The sequence below is a fragment of the Parviterribacter kavangonensis genome (assembly GCF_056863335.1).
In genome coordinates this window covers 2,463,713-2,477,055 of record NZ_JBXPJA010000001.1, presented here as the reverse complement: position 1 = coordinate 2,477,055, position 13,343 = coordinate 2,463,713, and the positions used below count along the sequence as shown (strand labels likewise).

Below are 13,343 nucleotides of genomic sequence, written 5' to 3'. Positions count from 1 at the left end.
GATGCGCCACCAGAAGACCCGTCACAAGCTCTCTCGCTCCGCCTCCCACCGCAAGGCGCTGCTGGCGAACCTCTGCAAGGAGGTCATCCAGCACGAGCGCATCAAGACGAGCGAGGCGAAGGCCAAGGCCGTCAAGCCCGAGGTCGAGCAGCTCATCACGCTCGCCAAGCGCGGCGACCTGCATGCCCGCCGGCAGGCGCTCGCCGCCCTCGGCCAGGACAAGTTCACCGTCCACAAGCTCTTCGAGGAGGTCGCCCCGCGGTACGCGGAGCGCCCGGGCGGCTACACCCGCATCCTCAAGCTCGGTCCGCGTCGCAGCGACTCGACCGAGATGGTCTTCCTCGAGCTCGTCTAGGCGGCTTCCGCCGCCCGGCATACTGGGTCCGATGGTCGTCAAGCGATCATCGGACGCCGAGCGTGAGCAGTGCCTCCGGCAGCTGCGGTCGGCCTACGTCTCCGGCCGGATCGACGCGGGCGAGCTGGAACGCCGCGCCGGCCGCGCCGCCGTCGCGGGCACCCGCCTCGAGCTCGCGCTGCTGACACGGGACCTGCCGCGCACCCGGGCGCCCGCGTGGGCGCGGTTCCTCCAGCGGGTCGACCGGGCGCTCCTGCGCGCCCACGGCGTCCTCTTCGCGCTCGCCAACGGCGCGCTCGTCGGGATCTGGGTCCTCACGGGCGAAGGTCCCTTCTGGCCGGTGTGGCTGCTCGTGCCGTCGACTGCGCTGCTGGCGTGGCACGTGGGAGGCTCGTGGGCGATGCGGAGGTTCCTCCGACGCTGGACCGGCGTCCGGTCGCGGCCCTCGCGGGCGCTCCCGCGTCCCTAGCGCTTCGGTTCTCCCCCATTGCGCCGCGGAGCGGCGCTCGTGGAGGCTTGCGGCATGAGCCTTCCGAAGATCGCCCCGCTGGCCGTGCTCGCCGGGTCCGCCGCCCTGCTCGTTCCCGTCGCCGGGTCCTCCGGGGCGACGAAGAGCTGCGGGTCGCTCGTGTCGGACGGCGTCCGCTACCCGGTCCGGGTGGTCGAGGGCGACGTCGCGTGCTCCGATGCCGTCGCGGCGCTCGGCGCCTTCCTCGACGGCTCCGCGGCGCCGCAGGGCTGGGTCTGCGCCCGCGGTCACAGCGGTCAGCCGTACGCGGCCCAGTGCGCGACCGAGCCGTCCGGCGACGTCGTCGTCCAAGCGGTGAACCCGCCGGCGCTGAGCGCTCCCGCGTCGGTGAAGCGGGGCGCGACGCTGAGCGCGACCGGCTCGGGGCTCAAGCGGGGCCGCTACTCGCTCACGCTCGTCGCCGACGACCAGCCGGCACGCGGCGTGCGCTGCCTCGCGCCGATCGGCCGCGCGAAGCGGACGACGGGCGGCTGGGTGACGCTCTCGGGGCGCGTCCCGGCGCGGCTGCGCTGCTACCAGGGCGCGAGCACGTTCCTCGGCGCGATCGACACGACCGCGGGCGCGTACCACCTCGTGCTCGGCGTTCGCAGCGGCCCGGCGGCGTGGAACGCCGACAGGACGTTCCTGCGCCGCAAGCTGCGCGTGCGTTAGAGCACGGCGACGACGCGGTCGCCGTCGACGAGCTCGAACCCCCTGATCTCGCCGGCCGCCACGCCGCCCTGGAAGAGGCTGACGGCGATGAGCCAGGCGCTCACGACGCGGCCGGGTGGCGGCCCGCCGATCGCGGCGCGGTGGTCGGCGAGCACCGGGCGCTCCTCGTCGACCCAGCGCCCGAGCCCGTCCGTGCCCGACCGTGCCACGACGTGCGTCTCGCGATGGCGCCAGTGCTCGAGCGGGCAGCGGTAGGCGAAGCCTTCGGGCAGCTCGGCGCTCCAGTGCCACGTCAGGTCGCGGCCGTCGTCGAACTCGAGCGCGACGCTGAGGTAGTCGTGCGTCAGCGTGGTGTCCTCGGGCAGCCGGGACGCGAGCGCGTCGAGCCGCCACGACCACCGCACGCGGAGGCTCGGCGTGAGCGGCACGTCGAGCGGGTGCCGGACGATGCCCACGCCGGCCTGCGTCTCCGCCTGCATCCCACCGTCGGCGGGCGCGTAGATCTCAGTCGGGCCGATCAACGGGTGGAACGCCCAGCCCGGCGGGTCGGCCGGCCGGTCCTCCAGCCGGCGCAGCTCCGCCGCCACGAGCCCGGAGGCGTCGCGGTCGGCGATCGCGGCGAGCGCCTGCGCCGGCGACGTCCCGGCCGGCCAGCGCGCGACGACCGCGTGCAGCTCGCCCGACATCGCGCGGTAGGGGAGGCGGTCGGTCGCGACCGAGCCGTCCGGCTGCAGCTCGCCGGGGAAGAGGCTGGCGACCAGCAGCTCGCCATCGCGGTCGGCGGTGGCGGTCAGCGTGTCGCGTGAGCTCGCCAGCAGCGGGCCGTCGCCGATCCGGCCGCGCAGGACGATCTGCGGCCCGACCCCGATCCCGAGCGGCTTGATCAGGTGGACGCGACCCCATGCGAGCCACGTCAGCTGCTCGCCGGCGGCGATCCGCAGCATCGTGGAGGTCCAGGGCGGGCGGTTCGGCGGCACGTCGACCAGCTCGGCCTCCGCGCCCGCGCGGCGCAGCAGGTCGCGCAGGGCGGCGCCATCGACGTCCGGCGCCGTCGTCGCGGTCCTTGCGCGGCGGCGGCCGGCGGGGATCGCACGGGCGATCGTGCTGGCCTGCCGCGCCGTCCGTCGGAACCACGGCTCACGGAACGCGGGGACGGTCATGCCGCGACCGTACTGGCTTAGTCTCGTGCTCCGGAAGCCACGACCCGGGGAGGAGCCCGATGGCCGAGCGGTGGTTCAGCGAAGACGAGCTGCGCGAGCTCTCGCGCCCGACCATGGACCGGGCGATCGAGGCGATGGACGCCGGCGACCTCGACACGGCGCGGGCGCTGTGCGAGGGCATGAAGCACGAGTGGCTCATGCTCCACGACCTCTACGCGCACACCGTCGGCAGCCTGCTGACGTTCATCAAGGAGGGCATGGGCGAGGACGCGGTCGGCGAGGCGCAGAAGGATCCGAAGGGCTACTGGGAGCGGCAAGTCTCGAAGATCTCGAACATCGACCGGCGACGCGTGGTCGAGCTGCTGGCGGCGACGTGGCGGGCGCATTCGACGTCGGGCGTGGGGCGCAACCCCGGTGCGTTCACGATCACCGAGGACGACGAGAAGGTCACGTTCACGATGAACCCGTGCGGGTCCGGCCAGCGGCTGTGGCGCAACGGGTTCTACGAGGGCCCGAACGCGCTGGCGGTGACCGACGAGGCGCACGACTGGAGCTACCAGCGCAAGGGGCTGCCGATCTACTGCACGCACTGCACGTTCATGAACGAGTCGCTGCCGATCAAGTGGCTCGGGTTCCCGCTGTACCCGAACTACCCGCCGGAGGACTACGACCACGACCCGTGCGTGTGGCACTGGTACAAGGACCCGGCGGACATCCCGGCCGTGCACTGGGAGCGCTACGGGTTGGCCAAGCCGTGAGGGCGCTCGTCACCGGGGCGTGCGGCGGGCTCGGCCGCGCGATCGTCTCCGCTCTGGCCGCCGATGGCGCTTCGATCGCGGCGTGCGACCTCGCCTCCGCCCTGGAGCGCGGCGGCGCGCCGCCGGAGGCCGCCGCGTCGGTGGCGTTCGACATGCGTGACCACGACGCGGTGCGCGCCGGCGTGGAGTCCGCGGCGTCGTCGCTGGGCGGGCTCGACGTCGTGGTCGCCAACGCGGCGGTCATCGCGACGATCCACCGCGCCGAGCGGTTCCCGGTCGAGTCGTGGCAGGGCGACATCGACACGAACCTCACGGGGCAGTTCGTCCTGGTGCAGGCGGCGTGGCCGTTGCTGCTCGAGTCGGCCGAAGCGGGCCGGTCGCCGGCCGTCGTGCTCATCTCGTCCGCGTCGGCCGAGGACGGCCTGCCCGGCCAGGTCGCTTACACCGCCTCGAAGGCCGGGCTCGTCGGGATGGCTCGGACGCTCGCCGCCGAGTGGGGTCCGCGCGGCGTGCGGGTGAACGTCGTGATGCCGGGGATGATCGCGACCCCGAAGGTCCGCGCCCTCCCGGAAGGGCTGCTGTCCGGCATCGCCTCCGGGGTGCCGCTGCGCCGCATCGGCGAGCCGTCCGAGCTGGCCTCCGCGGTCGCGTTCCTCGCCGGCCCCTCGTCCTCGTACGTCCATGGGCAGGTCCTCCGCGTCGACGGCGGCATGGCGCTCATGTCGCAGTCGCTCGCCACCGGCCCCGAGCGGTGAACCCGCACCTCGTCGCCGCGGAGCTCGAGCTGGCGGACGGCACCGATCCGCGCGCTGTCGGAGGCGCCGTGACGGTCGCCCTCTGCGGCCACTGGGAGCATCCGCCGCCCTGCTTCTGGCCGCACCACACCGCGATCGATCCGTCCGGCCGCGTCGCGGTCGTGTTCGCGTGCGACGACGACGAGGAAGCCGGCGTCCGCGCCCGCATCGAGTCTGTGCTCCGCGGCGGAGACGGCTGGTCGCTCGTCCGGCTCGCCGATCGGACGATGACGCCGGACGAGCGGGCCCTCGGGGAGCGGCTCGCCACCGGCCCGCGCGCCGAAGCCCCGCTCGTCTGAGCACCCCGCACGCACCTCCACCCCGAGGTGCCTGGCACCTCGGTGCCAGGCACCATGCACCTCCGCCCCGAGGTGCCTGGCACCTCGGTGCCAGGCACCATGGGGCGCGGCGATCTCGCGCGGCCTCGTCGGCTCTACGCGGCGGCCTCTGCGCCGGCGGCGACGCTCAGGGTCTCGCCCGGCGCGAGTACCGTCGTCGGGACGCCTCGCTCGCGGGCCTCGGCGACGAAGCGGTCGATCGCTCCTGCGACGGGTTCGTAGATGCCTTCCGTGTCGTAGCCGTCCGCGTGCATGGGGATCGCGAGGCGGGCGCCGAGGATCTCCGCGGCGACGGCGGCCGCCTTCGGGTCCAGCGCGCCGGGGAACGGGCTCGGCGGCTGACGGTGGGGGAAGGAGAGGACGGCGCCGTTGACGGGGAGGAGGACGGCGTCGAAGGGCCCGTGGCGGCGGGTGATCCGCCACCACCAGCCGTGCCACGTGGTGTCGCCGAGGTGCAGGACGCGGACGCCGCCCGCCTCGACGAGCCACGAGACCTGCGGATCGCCGATCCCGTCGCTGGCGGGCAGGGCGGTGAAGGTGAACGGCTCGACGGTCACGGACTCCCACGGCGCGACGCGGCGGCGGTCGAGCCCCGCGGCGTCGAGCTCGGCGCCCGCCTGCAGCAGCGCGAGCTCCTCGAGCTGGTCGCCTCCGCCCGCGGGCGGCTCGAGGACCGGGGCTCCGGGGCGTAGCGCGGCGGTCAAGGCGGCGGCGTCGGCGTGGTCGCGGTGCAGGTGCGTGACGAGCCCGGCGACCGCGGTGGCGCTGCTCGCGGCGACGATCTCCGGCAGCGGCGTCGCCGCCGCGCGATCGCCGAGCGCCGCAAAGACCGCCCCGGCGTCCTCGAGCGCGTCGATCACGACCGTCGCGCCGTCGACCGCGAGCTCCACGCCCGCCCATCCCAGGTACCGCAGCTCCATGTCGGTCCGCTCCCTCAGTCTCCGCCGCATCGGGCGTCGTCGATCCGTTCGCGTCGCGCCGTCCTGAGGCGGCGTCTGGCCAGTTATACAGGACGATCGTTCTCTATACTGGCGCGCCATGCCTCGCCGCTCCGCCGCCGACGTCGCCCGCAGCCGCACCGAGACCCTCGACGCCGCGGTCGACCTCGCCTCCGTCGAGGGGCTCGAGGGGATCACGATCGGGCGGCTCGCCGGTGATCTCGGAGCGAGCAAGAGCGGGCTCGTCGGCCGCTTCGGCGACAAGGAGGCGATGCAGCGCGCGGTGCTCGCCGCGGCGATCGGGCGCTTCACCGACGCCGTCTGGCGCCCCGCGAGCGACGCTCCGCCCGGCCTGCCGCGCCTGGAGGCGATCGTCGACGCCTGGATCGAGCACCTCCGCGGCGACGTCTTCCCCGGCGGCTGCTTCGTCACGACCGCCTCGGTCGAGTACGACGCGCGCCCCGGCGCGCTGCGCGACGACGTCGCCGCCGCCGTGCGGCGCTGGCTGCGCGTCCTCGCCACGGAGGCGGAGACCGCGCGCGACGCCGGCGACCTCCCGCCCGACCGCGAGCCCGCCGACGTCGCCTTCGAGCTCCACGGCCTCGCGTCCGGAGGAAGCGTCGCGGGGCGCCTCCTCGACGACGTCACCGCGCTCGACCGGACGCGCGCCGCGATGCGGAGGGTCCTCGGGCTCGCGTGAGACCCGGCGCCTCGTCGTGCGATCGGTGTGATGCGGCGGGGCGCCGGAGCAGGGAGCCTTCGGCGGGATGACCTTCCGGCTGCTCTCCCTTCTGGCGGTCGCCGCGGCTGTTGCCGCGTGCGGCGACGGCGGCGAGCGGCTGCCGGAGAACGGCGTCGTCGAGACGGCGCCGACGCGGCTGCGGGTGGCGAGCTCGGCGTTCACGGAGGGGTCGCGGCTTCCCAAGACCTACACGTGCGACGGCGAGGGGCGCGAGCCGGAGGTCACCGTCGGGTCGACTCCGACGGGAACGAAGGAGCTCGTGCTCGTCGTCTCCGACCCCGACGCGCCCGGCGGCACGTTCGTTCACCTCACGCGCTTCGGGATCTCCCCGCGCGCCCGTGCGCTCACGCAGGGCGACGAAGGGGAGAACAGCGCGGGGAAGACCGGCTGGACGCCGCCGTGCCCGCCGAAGGGCGACGAGCCGCACCGGTACGTGTGGACCGTCTACGGCCTCCGCTCCGCCTCGAACCTCGACGCCGGCGCGAAGCCGAGCCAGGTGACCGCGGCGCTTCGCGAAGGCGTCCTGGCGCAGGGCGAGATCTCCGCACGCTACGGGCGCTGACGTTCCGGGTAGCGTCGCGGGTCGTGGACCCGCGCATCCGCCGAGCGACGCCCGCCGATGCCGATGCGGTCGCGCGTCTGGTTGCCGAGGGGTTCAAGACGTACCGCTCCTTCACGCCGCCGGACTGGCGGCCGCCGGACCCGCTGGAGCTGGCGCTCGGGTTCGCGGTGCAGCTGCGCAGCGAGGACCTGTGGTGCGGCGTCGTCGACGATGGCGACGGCAGCATCGTCGGGCAGGTCGGTGTCGGCTCGGCTCTGCTGTCGCGCCGCCCGACCGACGAGGAGGGGCTCGCGCACCTGCAGAACCTCTTCGTCGCGCCGTCGCACTGGGGCACCGGCCTCGCCACCAAGCTGCTCGAGGGAGCGGTCGAGCACGCGGCGAGCCGGCCCTTCACCACGATGCGCCTCTTCACGCCCGTCGAGCAGACCCGCGCCCGCCGCTTCTACGAGCGCGAGGGCTGGACGGTCACCGGCGAGCCCTTCGACGACGCCAACATGCCGTTCTCGCTGATCGAGTACCGCCGGTCGCTCACGCCGGAGCGCGGCGGTAGTGGTAGCCGTGGGATCGCGTGAAGCCGAGCCGCTCGTACAGAGCCAGCGCGGGGGCGTTGTCGCTCATCACCTGAAGGAGGAGGCCGCGGTCGCCGGCCGCTTCGGCCCAGACGCGCATCAGCGACGTCGCGATGCCGCGGCGCCGGACGCGCGGATCGGTCACGACCTCGAAGACGATGCTCCAGCGCTCGCCTAGGACGCCGAGCGCGAGGCCGGCGAGGACCCCGTCGACGCGGGCCACGAGCGGGAGGAGCTCGAACGGGATGCGGTCGAGGACGTCGTCCTCACCGGATCCGCCCGATCTCTCGCGCGTTCCCGAAGAGGTCCACGCCGACCGGAACGAGGTGACGCTCACCCGTTCGATCTTCACCTCCTCATTGGGGGAGGGGGCAGCAGCGATGACCGTGGCGGTCGGTGCGACGAGGACGTCGGTGGGGGCTTCGGCGACCCAGCCGGCGGCGGCGAGGTCTCCGTCGAGGACGGTGAGGCGCTCGAGGGGCGTGATCTGGGCGAGCGGGGCGTCGGGCGGCCAGACCTCGGGGCCGAGGGGCAGCGCGGAGTTCAGGCGGCGGCCGCGCGTTCCGGGCGTCGAGCGCAGCAGCCAGCCGTCGCGCTCCTCCGACGTCGCCGCGGGCCAGGCCGCTGCGGCGAAGGCGTCGAGCTCCCACGGGTCGGTCACGTCGTGCACCGTGGCAGCATGCCCACGTGGTCACGCGGCTGCTCATCGAGTACGACGGAACGGCGTTCGCGGGCTGGGCGAAGCAGCCCGGCGAGCGGACGATCCAAGGGGAGGTCGAGCGAGCGCTCAAGACGCTCCGCGGCGAAGCGACCGATCTGACCGTCGCCGGCCGGACCGACCGCGGCGTCCACGCGTGGGGCCAGGTCGCCAGCTACGAGGGCGAGCCGGCGAACCTCGACGGGCTGAACGCGCTCACCCCGCACGACATCGCCGTGCTCGAGAGCCGCGAGGCTCCGGAAGGGTTCAACGCCCGCCACGATGCGAAGGCGCGGACGTACTGCTTCCGCATCCTCGCCCGCCGCACGCCCAGCGCGTTCGAGCAGCGCCGCGCGCTCTTCTGGCCGCACCGGCTCGACCGCGACCTGCTGCAGCGGTGCGCGACCGCGCTCATCGGCACCCACGACTTCACCGCCTTCACGCCCACCGACACCGACCACGTCCGCTTCGAGCGCGACGTCTTCGACGCCCGCATCGAGGAGGACGGCGACCTCGTCCGCTTCTGGATCACCGCGGACGCCTTCATGCGCCACATGAACCGCGTGCTCGTCGGGACGATGCTGCAGGTGGCGAGCGGGCGGCGCAGCCTCGACAGCTTCACCGAGCTCCTCGCCGGCCGGCCGCGCAGCGAGGCCGGCCCGACCGCGCCCGCTCACGGGCTCTACTTCGCCCGCGTCGACTACGACGCCGACGACGACGACGACGCGGCCGCGTAGCGCTCGAGCCACGCGTCCAGTCGCGCCGAGCGCTGGTCGTCCTCGCCGTTCCACAGCTCGCCGTCGGACAGAGCGGTCCGCGACGGCACGATGCGCAGGACGTCGCGCAGGCGGCACACGTCGAAGAGCTTGAGGATCCGCGACGCGTCGCACACGATAGTCAGCCGCGCCTCGTTGCGCGCCATCCGCGCCTGCTCGTCGCACAGCACGTAGAGCCCGCTGACCGCCATGAAGTCGACGTTCGTGAGGTCGACGGCGATCGACCGGCGACCGTTCTCGCTCGCCCTTTCCAGCCACTCGCGCAGCGCCGGCGTCGTGCCCACGTCCACCTCTCCGCGCAGCACGACGATCCGCTCGTGTTCACGCGGGCCGTCTTCGATCAGCGCCAGCGGTGCTGGCATGACCGGACACTACCCTTCGGCGGGCGCAACATGCGGGTTCTCCTCACGAACGACGACGGGATCGACGCAGACGGCCTGCAGACGCTCCGGCGCGCGCTGCTGCGGGTGCCCGAGGTCGAGCTGGCCGTCATCGCGCCCGACGGCAACCGCAGCGCGATGGGCCGCGGCATCACGACGCGCCGGCCGCTCTGGGTCGAGGAGATCGACTTCGGCGACGGCACGGTCGGGTACGCGACCGACGGCACGCCGGTCGACTGCGTGCGCTTCGCGCGGCTGGGGCTGATCGAGGGGTTCGAGGCCGACGTCATCGTGTCGGGCATCAACCACGGCGCGAACCTCGGCGACGACATCACGTACTCCGGCACGGTCGCCGCGGCGCTCGAGGGCGTCGTGCTCGGGCTGCCGGCGATCGCGATCTCGCAGCAGTCCGCCGCCCGCGAGCTCGACTTCCGCCTCGGCCGCACGTTCGACTTCGAGGCCGCCGCCGAGTTCACCGCGCGCGTCGTCGCCGAGCTCGACGACGTCCCGCTTGCGCCCGGCACGCTGCTCAACGTCAACGTGCCCGCGGGGGAGCCGGAGGGCGTCGAGGTGACGCGCCTCGGCAAGCGCATCTACCGCGACGAGCTGAAGCTGACGGAATCAGATCCCACCCGCCCCGCCCGCCGCCGCTACTGGGTCTACGGCGACGCCCCCGACTTCCACGACGAGCCGGGCACGGACCTCGCCGCCGTCGCCGCCGGCAGGATCGCGGTGACGCCGCTGCACTTCGACCTCACCGCCCGCAGCGGCCTCGACGCGCTGGAGGTCCACGACCTCAACCGCCTGCTCAAGCCCGCGGCGGAGGAGGTCGAGTGAGCACCGACGTCGAGGCCCGCGTCGGCGAGCTGCGCCGGCAGGTCGAGTACCACGCGCGGCGCTACTACGCGCTCGACGACCCCGAGATCGGCGACGACGAGTACGACGCGCTGTTCCGCGAGCTGCAGCAGCTCGAGGAGGAGCACCCCGAGCTGGTCACGCCCGACTCACCGACGCAGCGCGTCGGCAGCGAGCCGGTCTCCGAGCTGCCGAAGGTCCGCCACGAGCTGCCGATGCTCTCGCTCGCCAACGCGCGCTCCGCCGACGAGCTGCGCGCGTGGGTGCAGCGGATGCGCACGCACCTGGCGCGGGAGGGCATCGAGGATCCGCCGTTCACCTACGTGTGCGAGCCGAAGATCGACGGCCTCGCGATCAGCCTGCGCTACGAGGACGGCATCTTCGTCCGCGGCGCGACGCGCGGCAACGGCGAGGTCGGCGAGGACGTCACGCACAACCTGCGCACGATCGAGGCGATCCCGCTGCGCATCGACGACGCGCCGCCCGTGCTCGAGGTCCGCGGCGAGGTCTACATGTCGCTGCCCGACTTCACCGGACTGAACGAGCGGCGGGCCGAGCGCGGCCTCTCGACGTTCATGAACCCGCGCAACGCGGCGGCGGGCACGATCCGCCAGCTCGACCCGCGGCTGGCGAAGGAGCGCCCGCTGTCGATGTGGGCGTACGCCATCGGGCAGATCGACGGCGTCCGGTTCAGCAAGCACTCCGAGGGCCTCGACTGGCTGCGCGACCACGGCTTCCGCGTCAACGGCGACATCAAGGTGCTGGGCAGCGAGGACGAGGTCGTCGCGCAGTGCCTGGACTGGGAGCGCCGGCGCGGCGCGCTCGAGTTCGAGATCGACGGCGTCGTCGTCAAGGTCGACGACCTCGAGCTGCAGCGGCGCCTCGGCGCCGTCGGCCGCGACCCGCGCTGGGCGATCGCCTGGAAGTTCCCGCCGACCACGAAGGTCACGAAGCTGCTCGGCGTCGAGTGGAGCGTCGGCAAGTTCGGCGACCTCCACCCGTTCGCGCGGCTCGAGCCGGTGCAAGTCGGCGGCGTCACGGTGAAGATGGCGACGCTGCACAACGAGGAGGACCTCGCGCGCAAGGACGTCCGGCCCGGCGACGACGTCATCGTCCTGCGCGCCGGCGACGTCATCCCGCAGGTCCTCTCGCCGGCGCCGCACGAGGCGGAGCGGACCGACCGCGAGCCGCCGCCGCTCCCTCCGGAGCGCTGCCCGCGGTGCGACACGCCGACCGAGAAGCCGGAGGACAGCGTCTTCACGCGCTGCCCCAACCGCGCCTGCCCCGGCCGCGAGTTCCAGCTGCTCAAGCACTACGCCTCGCGCGGCGCGATGGACATCGACGGGCTGGGGGAGGAGCGCGTCATCCAGCTGCAGGAGCACGCCGGCGTGCACGACGCCGCCGACCTCTACCGGCTCACGGTCGACGACCTGCTCCAGCTCGAGGGCTTCGGCCAGATCTCGGCCGAGCGGCTCGTCGCCGCGCTCGAGGCGTCCAAGGAGCGCCCGTTCGGCCGTGTGCTCTTCGGCGTCGGGCTCGAGGAGGTGGGCGAGGTCACCGGCCGCAACCTCGCCCAGCGCTTCCGGTCGATCGGCGCGCTGCTCGAGGCCGAACCCGAGACGATCGCCGAGACCCCCGGCATCGGGCCGAAGGGCGCCGCCACGATCAGCGCGCAGCTGCGCGATCCGGTCATGCGCGACCTGCTGCTCCGCCTCGGCGAGGCCGGCGTGCGCCTCGAGGAGGAGGGCCCGCCGCCCGGCGAGGGCCCGCTGTCGGGCAAGACGCTCGTCCTCACCGGAACGCTCCCCGACCTGACGAGGGAGCAGGCCACCGAGCGCGTCCTCGCCGCCGGCGGCCGCGTGACGAGCAGCGTCTCGAAGAAGACCGACTACGTCGTCGCCGGCGAGTCGCCGGGCTCGAAGCTCGAGAAGGCCGAGCGCCTCGGCGTGCCCGTGCTCGACGAGGCGGGCCTGCTCGAGATCCTCGCCGCTCAGCCCGAGTAGCGGGCGAGCGTCGCCGTCATCCGGTCCTGCAGCCGGTGGGCGCGGTAGACGTCGATGCCGTTCATGAGCCACGCGAACGCGACGTCGCCGCCCGTCGTGCGGCAGTAGCCGGCGAGGTTCGAGACGCCGTTGAGCGTGCCGGTCTTGACCGCGCAGCGCCCCGCGGCGCGCGTGCCGCGCATGCGGTCGTGGACCGTGCCGGTCCTGCCGGCGACCGCCATCGACGAGCGCCACGATGCGCCGACGTCCTCGTCGCTCATGCGCCGCAGCAGCGTCACGACCTGGCGCGGGCTCGTGCGGTTGGACCGGCTGAGGCCGGAGCCGTCGACGACGCGCGGCGCGAGGCCGAGCGGAGCGAGCGTGCTGCGCACCACCGCCGCGCCCGCGGAGCTCGTCCCCGCGCCGCCGAAGCTCGCCCCGAGGTCCTTCAGCAGCGTCTCCGCGTAGAAGTTGTCCGACGGTACGAGCGTCGACTGGACGAGCAGCGCCAGCGGCGGCGAGAGCAGGCTCGCGAGCGACTGCGTGGCGGTCGCCGGCGCCGTCCCGCGCCGCGTCTTGCGCGTCACGTCGACGCCCAGCTTGCGCAGCGCCGCCTGGAACTGGCGGCCCACGTGCAGCGCCGGGTCGCTCTGGTAGCCGCGGCCGATGACGAGCGCGCCGAGCCGGCCGCCGAGGTCGTAGTCGGGCGCGCCGCCGGTGCGCGGCGTCCCGCGCAGGCGGTCGAACCGGGACTCGTCGGCCACCACGCCGCCGGTGACGGAGTCGACGCCCGCGGCGTGGACCTCGCGCGCCAGGCGCCGCAGGCCGTCGGCGTCCAGCGTCGGGTCGCCGCCCCCGACGAGCACGAGGTCGCCGGTCAGCTCCCCGTCCTCGTCGAGCTCGCCGCCGGTGACCACGCGCGTCTCGAGCGTCTGGCCCGGCCCGTAGCGCAGCAGCGACGCCGCGGTCGTGAAGAGCTTCTCGACCGACGCGGGGATCCGCGGCGTGCTCGCGCGCACGGAGACCAGCCGGCGGCCGGTCTCGAGGTCGATGGCGTAGGCGCCGCTCGAGCCGCCGGCCGCGCGGATGTCGCGGGTGAGGCGGGTGCGGAGCTGGTCCGCGTCGAGGGCGAAGGCGGGAGCGGCGCACGCGAGCGCGAGCAGCAGCGCGAGGGCCGCGATGGGACGGAGGCGCACGATGAGCCATGACACCAGATGAGCCCGGAAGTCGCGCGACGCGCCCGGCGACTCACCTAGA

At 74.0% G+C, this 13,343-nt stretch carries 17 protein-coding genes; 12 read left to right on the top strand and 5 right to left on the bottom strand.

The annotated features are described in order from the left end of the window. Position 1: 1 nt before the first annotated feature. The 3 genes from rplQ to AC1UE4_RS12655 are packed head-to-tail and all read left to right on the top strand — an operon-like array spanning position 2 to position 1,535. Positions 2-355, top strand: a complete 354-nt coding sequence (rplQ, locus tag AC1UE4_RS12665) for a 50S ribosomal protein L17 (protein WP_482917589.1) — start codon at positions 2-4, stop codon at positions 353-355. Between the two features lie 31 nt (positions 356-386). Then, on the top strand, positions 387-824 hold the full coding sequence (locus AC1UE4_RS12660; protein WP_482917588.1) for a DUF1707 SHOCT-like domain-containing protein: 438 nt from the start codon (positions 387-389) through the stop codon (positions 822-824). 54 nt (positions 825-878) lie between these two features. Beyond that, the gene (locus tag AC1UE4_RS12655) at positions 879-1,535 is read left to right on the top strand and encodes a hypothetical protein (protein ID WP_482917587.1); all 657 of its coding nucleotides are present in this window, start codon (positions 879-881) and stop codon (positions 1,533-1,535) included. On the opposite strand, the gene AC1UE4_RS12650 is transcribed toward AC1UE4_RS12655, so the two are convergent. After that, positions 1,532-2,695, bottom strand: coding sequence for a DUF3047 domain-containing protein (locus tag AC1UE4_RS12650; RefSeq protein WP_482917586.1), 1,164 nt, complete (start codon positions 2,693-2,695; stop codon positions 1,532-1,534). The genes AC1UE4_RS12655 and AC1UE4_RS12650 overlap by 4 nt on opposite strands. 59 nt (positions 2,696-2,754) lie before the next feature. Between AC1UE4_RS12650 and AC1UE4_RS12645 the strand changes: the two genes are divergently transcribed. The 3 genes from AC1UE4_RS12645 to AC1UE4_RS12635 are packed head-to-tail and all read left to right on the top strand — an operon-like array spanning position 2,755 to position 4,546. Then, complete coding sequence (locus tag AC1UE4_RS12645) at positions 2,755-3,453, top strand: hypothetical protein (RefSeq protein ID WP_482917585.1); 699 nt, start codon at positions 2,755-2,757, stop codon at positions 3,451-3,453. Beyond that, entirely contained in the window at positions 3,450-4,208 is a 759-nt protein-coding gene (locus AC1UE4_RS12640) for an SDR family oxidoreductase (RefSeq protein ID WP_482917584.1), read from the top strand. Before AC1UE4_RS12645 ends, AC1UE4_RS12640 begins: the two co-directional genes overlap by 4 nt. Further along, a complete protein-coding gene (locus AC1UE4_RS12635; RefSeq protein ID WP_482917583.1) occupies positions 4,205-4,546 on the top strand; it encodes a hypothetical protein in 342 nt (113 codons plus the stop codon). Before AC1UE4_RS12640 ends, AC1UE4_RS12635 begins: the two co-directional genes overlap by 4 nt. 134 nt (positions 4,547-4,680) lie before the next feature. Here the strand turns inward: AC1UE4_RS12635 and AC1UE4_RS12630 are convergent, their stop codons facing one another. Further along, positions 4,681-5,505 carry an MBL fold metallo-hydrolase gene (locus AC1UE4_RS12630; RefSeq protein ID WP_482917582.1) on the bottom strand — a complete coding sequence of 275 codons (825 nt, stop codon included), beginning with the start codon at positions 5,503-5,505 and terminating at the stop codon, positions 4,681-4,683. A 118-nt stretch (positions 5,506-5,623) separates the two neighbouring features. Here AC1UE4_RS12630 and AC1UE4_RS12625 point away from each other — a divergent pair, with 118 nt between their 5' ends. The 3 genes from AC1UE4_RS12625 (at position 5,624) to AC1UE4_RS12615 (ending at position 7,399) form a co-directional block, all read left to right on the top strand. Then, the gene (locus AC1UE4_RS12625) at positions 5,624-6,223 is read left to right on the top strand and encodes a TetR/AcrR family transcriptional regulator (protein ID WP_482917581.1); all 600 of its coding nucleotides are present in this window, start codon (positions 5,624-5,626) and stop codon (positions 6,221-6,223) included. Positions 6,224-6,290: 67 nt separating this feature from the next. Continuing rightward, the gene (locus tag AC1UE4_RS12620) at positions 6,291-6,827 is read left to right on the top strand and encodes a YbhB/YbcL family Raf kinase inhibitor-like protein (RefSeq protein WP_482917580.1); all 537 of its coding nucleotides are present in this window, start codon (positions 6,291-6,293) and stop codon (positions 6,825-6,827) included. A gap of 23 nt (positions 6,828-6,850) precedes the next feature. Then, positions 6,851-7,399, top strand: coding sequence for a GNAT family N-acetyltransferase (locus AC1UE4_RS12615; RefSeq protein WP_482917579.1), 549 nt, complete (start codon positions 6,851-6,853; stop codon positions 7,397-7,399). Here AC1UE4_RS12615 and AC1UE4_RS12610 read toward each other — a convergent pair. Continuing rightward, a complete protein-coding gene (locus AC1UE4_RS12610) occupies positions 7,356-8,066 on the bottom strand; it encodes a GNAT family N-acetyltransferase (protein ID WP_482917578.1) in 711 nt (236 codons plus the stop codon). The two genes, AC1UE4_RS12615 and AC1UE4_RS12610, sit on opposite strands and share 44 nt — an antisense overlap. 17 nt (positions 8,067-8,083) lie before the next feature. Between AC1UE4_RS12610 and truA the strand changes: the two genes are divergently transcribed. Further along, the gene (gene truA, locus AC1UE4_RS12605) at positions 8,084-8,830 is read left to right on the top strand and encodes a tRNA pseudouridine(38-40) synthase TruA (RefSeq protein WP_482917577.1); all 747 of its coding nucleotides are present in this window, start codon (positions 8,084-8,086) and stop codon (positions 8,828-8,830) included. Here the strand turns inward: truA and AC1UE4_RS12600 are convergent. Continuing rightward, positions 8,794-9,231, bottom strand: coding sequence for an STAS domain-containing protein (locus AC1UE4_RS12600; RefSeq protein ID WP_482917576.1), 438 nt, complete (start codon positions 9,229-9,231; stop codon positions 8,794-8,796). The genes truA and AC1UE4_RS12600 overlap by 37 nt on opposite strands. A gap of 30 nt (positions 9,232-9,261) precedes the next feature. On the opposite strand from AC1UE4_RS12600, the gene surE reads away from it, so the two are divergent. Together surE and ligA are read left to right on the top strand one after the other, a co-directional pair. Continuing rightward, positions 9,262-10,086, top strand: coding sequence for a 5'/3'-nucleotidase SurE (surE, locus tag AC1UE4_RS12595; protein ID WP_482917575.1), 825 nt, complete (start codon positions 9,262-9,264; stop codon positions 10,084-10,086). Beyond that, positions 10,083-12,107, top strand: a complete 2,025-nt coding sequence (gene ligA / locus AC1UE4_RS12590; RefSeq protein WP_482917574.1) for an NAD-dependent DNA ligase LigA — start codon at positions 10,083-10,085, stop codon at positions 12,105-12,107. Before surE ends, ligA begins: the two co-directional genes overlap by 4 nt. On the opposite strand, the gene dacB is transcribed toward ligA, so the two are convergent. Further along, positions 12,095-13,282, bottom strand: a complete 1,188-nt coding sequence (dacB, locus tag AC1UE4_RS12585; RefSeq protein ID WP_482917573.1) for a D-alanyl-D-alanine carboxypeptidase/D-alanyl-D-alanine endopeptidase — start codon at positions 13,280-13,282, stop codon at positions 12,095-12,097. The genes ligA and dacB overlap by 13 nt on opposite strands. Positions 13,283-13,343 lie beyond the last annotated feature (61 nt).

Excerpts from the sequence above, each read along its gene's own strand:
- rplQ (WP_482917589.1), top strand. The coding sequence starts at position 2 with ATGCGCCACCAGAAGACCCGTCACAAGCTCTCTCGCTCCGCCTCCCAC.
- AC1UE4_RS12660 (WP_482917588.1), top strand. The coding sequence starts at position 387 with ATGGTCGTCAAGCGATCATCGGACGCCGAGCGTGAGCAGTGCCTCCGG.
- AC1UE4_RS12655 (WP_482917587.1), top strand. The coding sequence starts at position 879 with ATGAGCCTTCCGAAGATCGCCCCGCTGGCCGTGCTCGCCGGGTCCGCC.
- AC1UE4_RS12650 (WP_482917586.1), bottom strand. The coding sequence starts at position 2,695 with ATGACCGTCCCCGCGTTCCGTGAGCCGTGGTTCCGACGGACGGCGCGG.
- AC1UE4_RS12645 (WP_482917585.1), top strand. The coding sequence starts at position 2,755 with ATGGCCGAGCGGTGGTTCAGCGAAGACGAGCTGCGCGAGCTCTCGCGC.
- AC1UE4_RS12630 (WP_482917582.1), bottom strand. The coding sequence starts at position 5,505 with ATGGAGCTGCGGTACCTGGGATGGGCGGGCGTGGAGCTCGCGGTCGAC.
- AC1UE4_RS12625 (WP_482917581.1), top strand. The coding sequence starts at position 5,624 with ATGCCTCGCCGCTCCGCCGCCGACGTCGCCCGCAGCCGCACCGAGACC.
- AC1UE4_RS12620 (WP_482917580.1), top strand. The coding sequence starts at position 6,291 with ATGACCTTCCGGCTGCTCTCCCTTCTGGCGGTCGCCGCGGCTGTTGCC.
- AC1UE4_RS12600 (WP_482917576.1), bottom strand. The coding sequence starts at position 9,231 with ATGCCAGCACCGCTGGCGCTGATCGAAGACGGCCCGCGTGAACACGAG.
- surE (WP_482917575.1), top strand. The coding sequence starts at position 9,262 with ATGCGGGTTCTCCTCACGAACGACGACGGGATCGACGCAGACGGCCTG.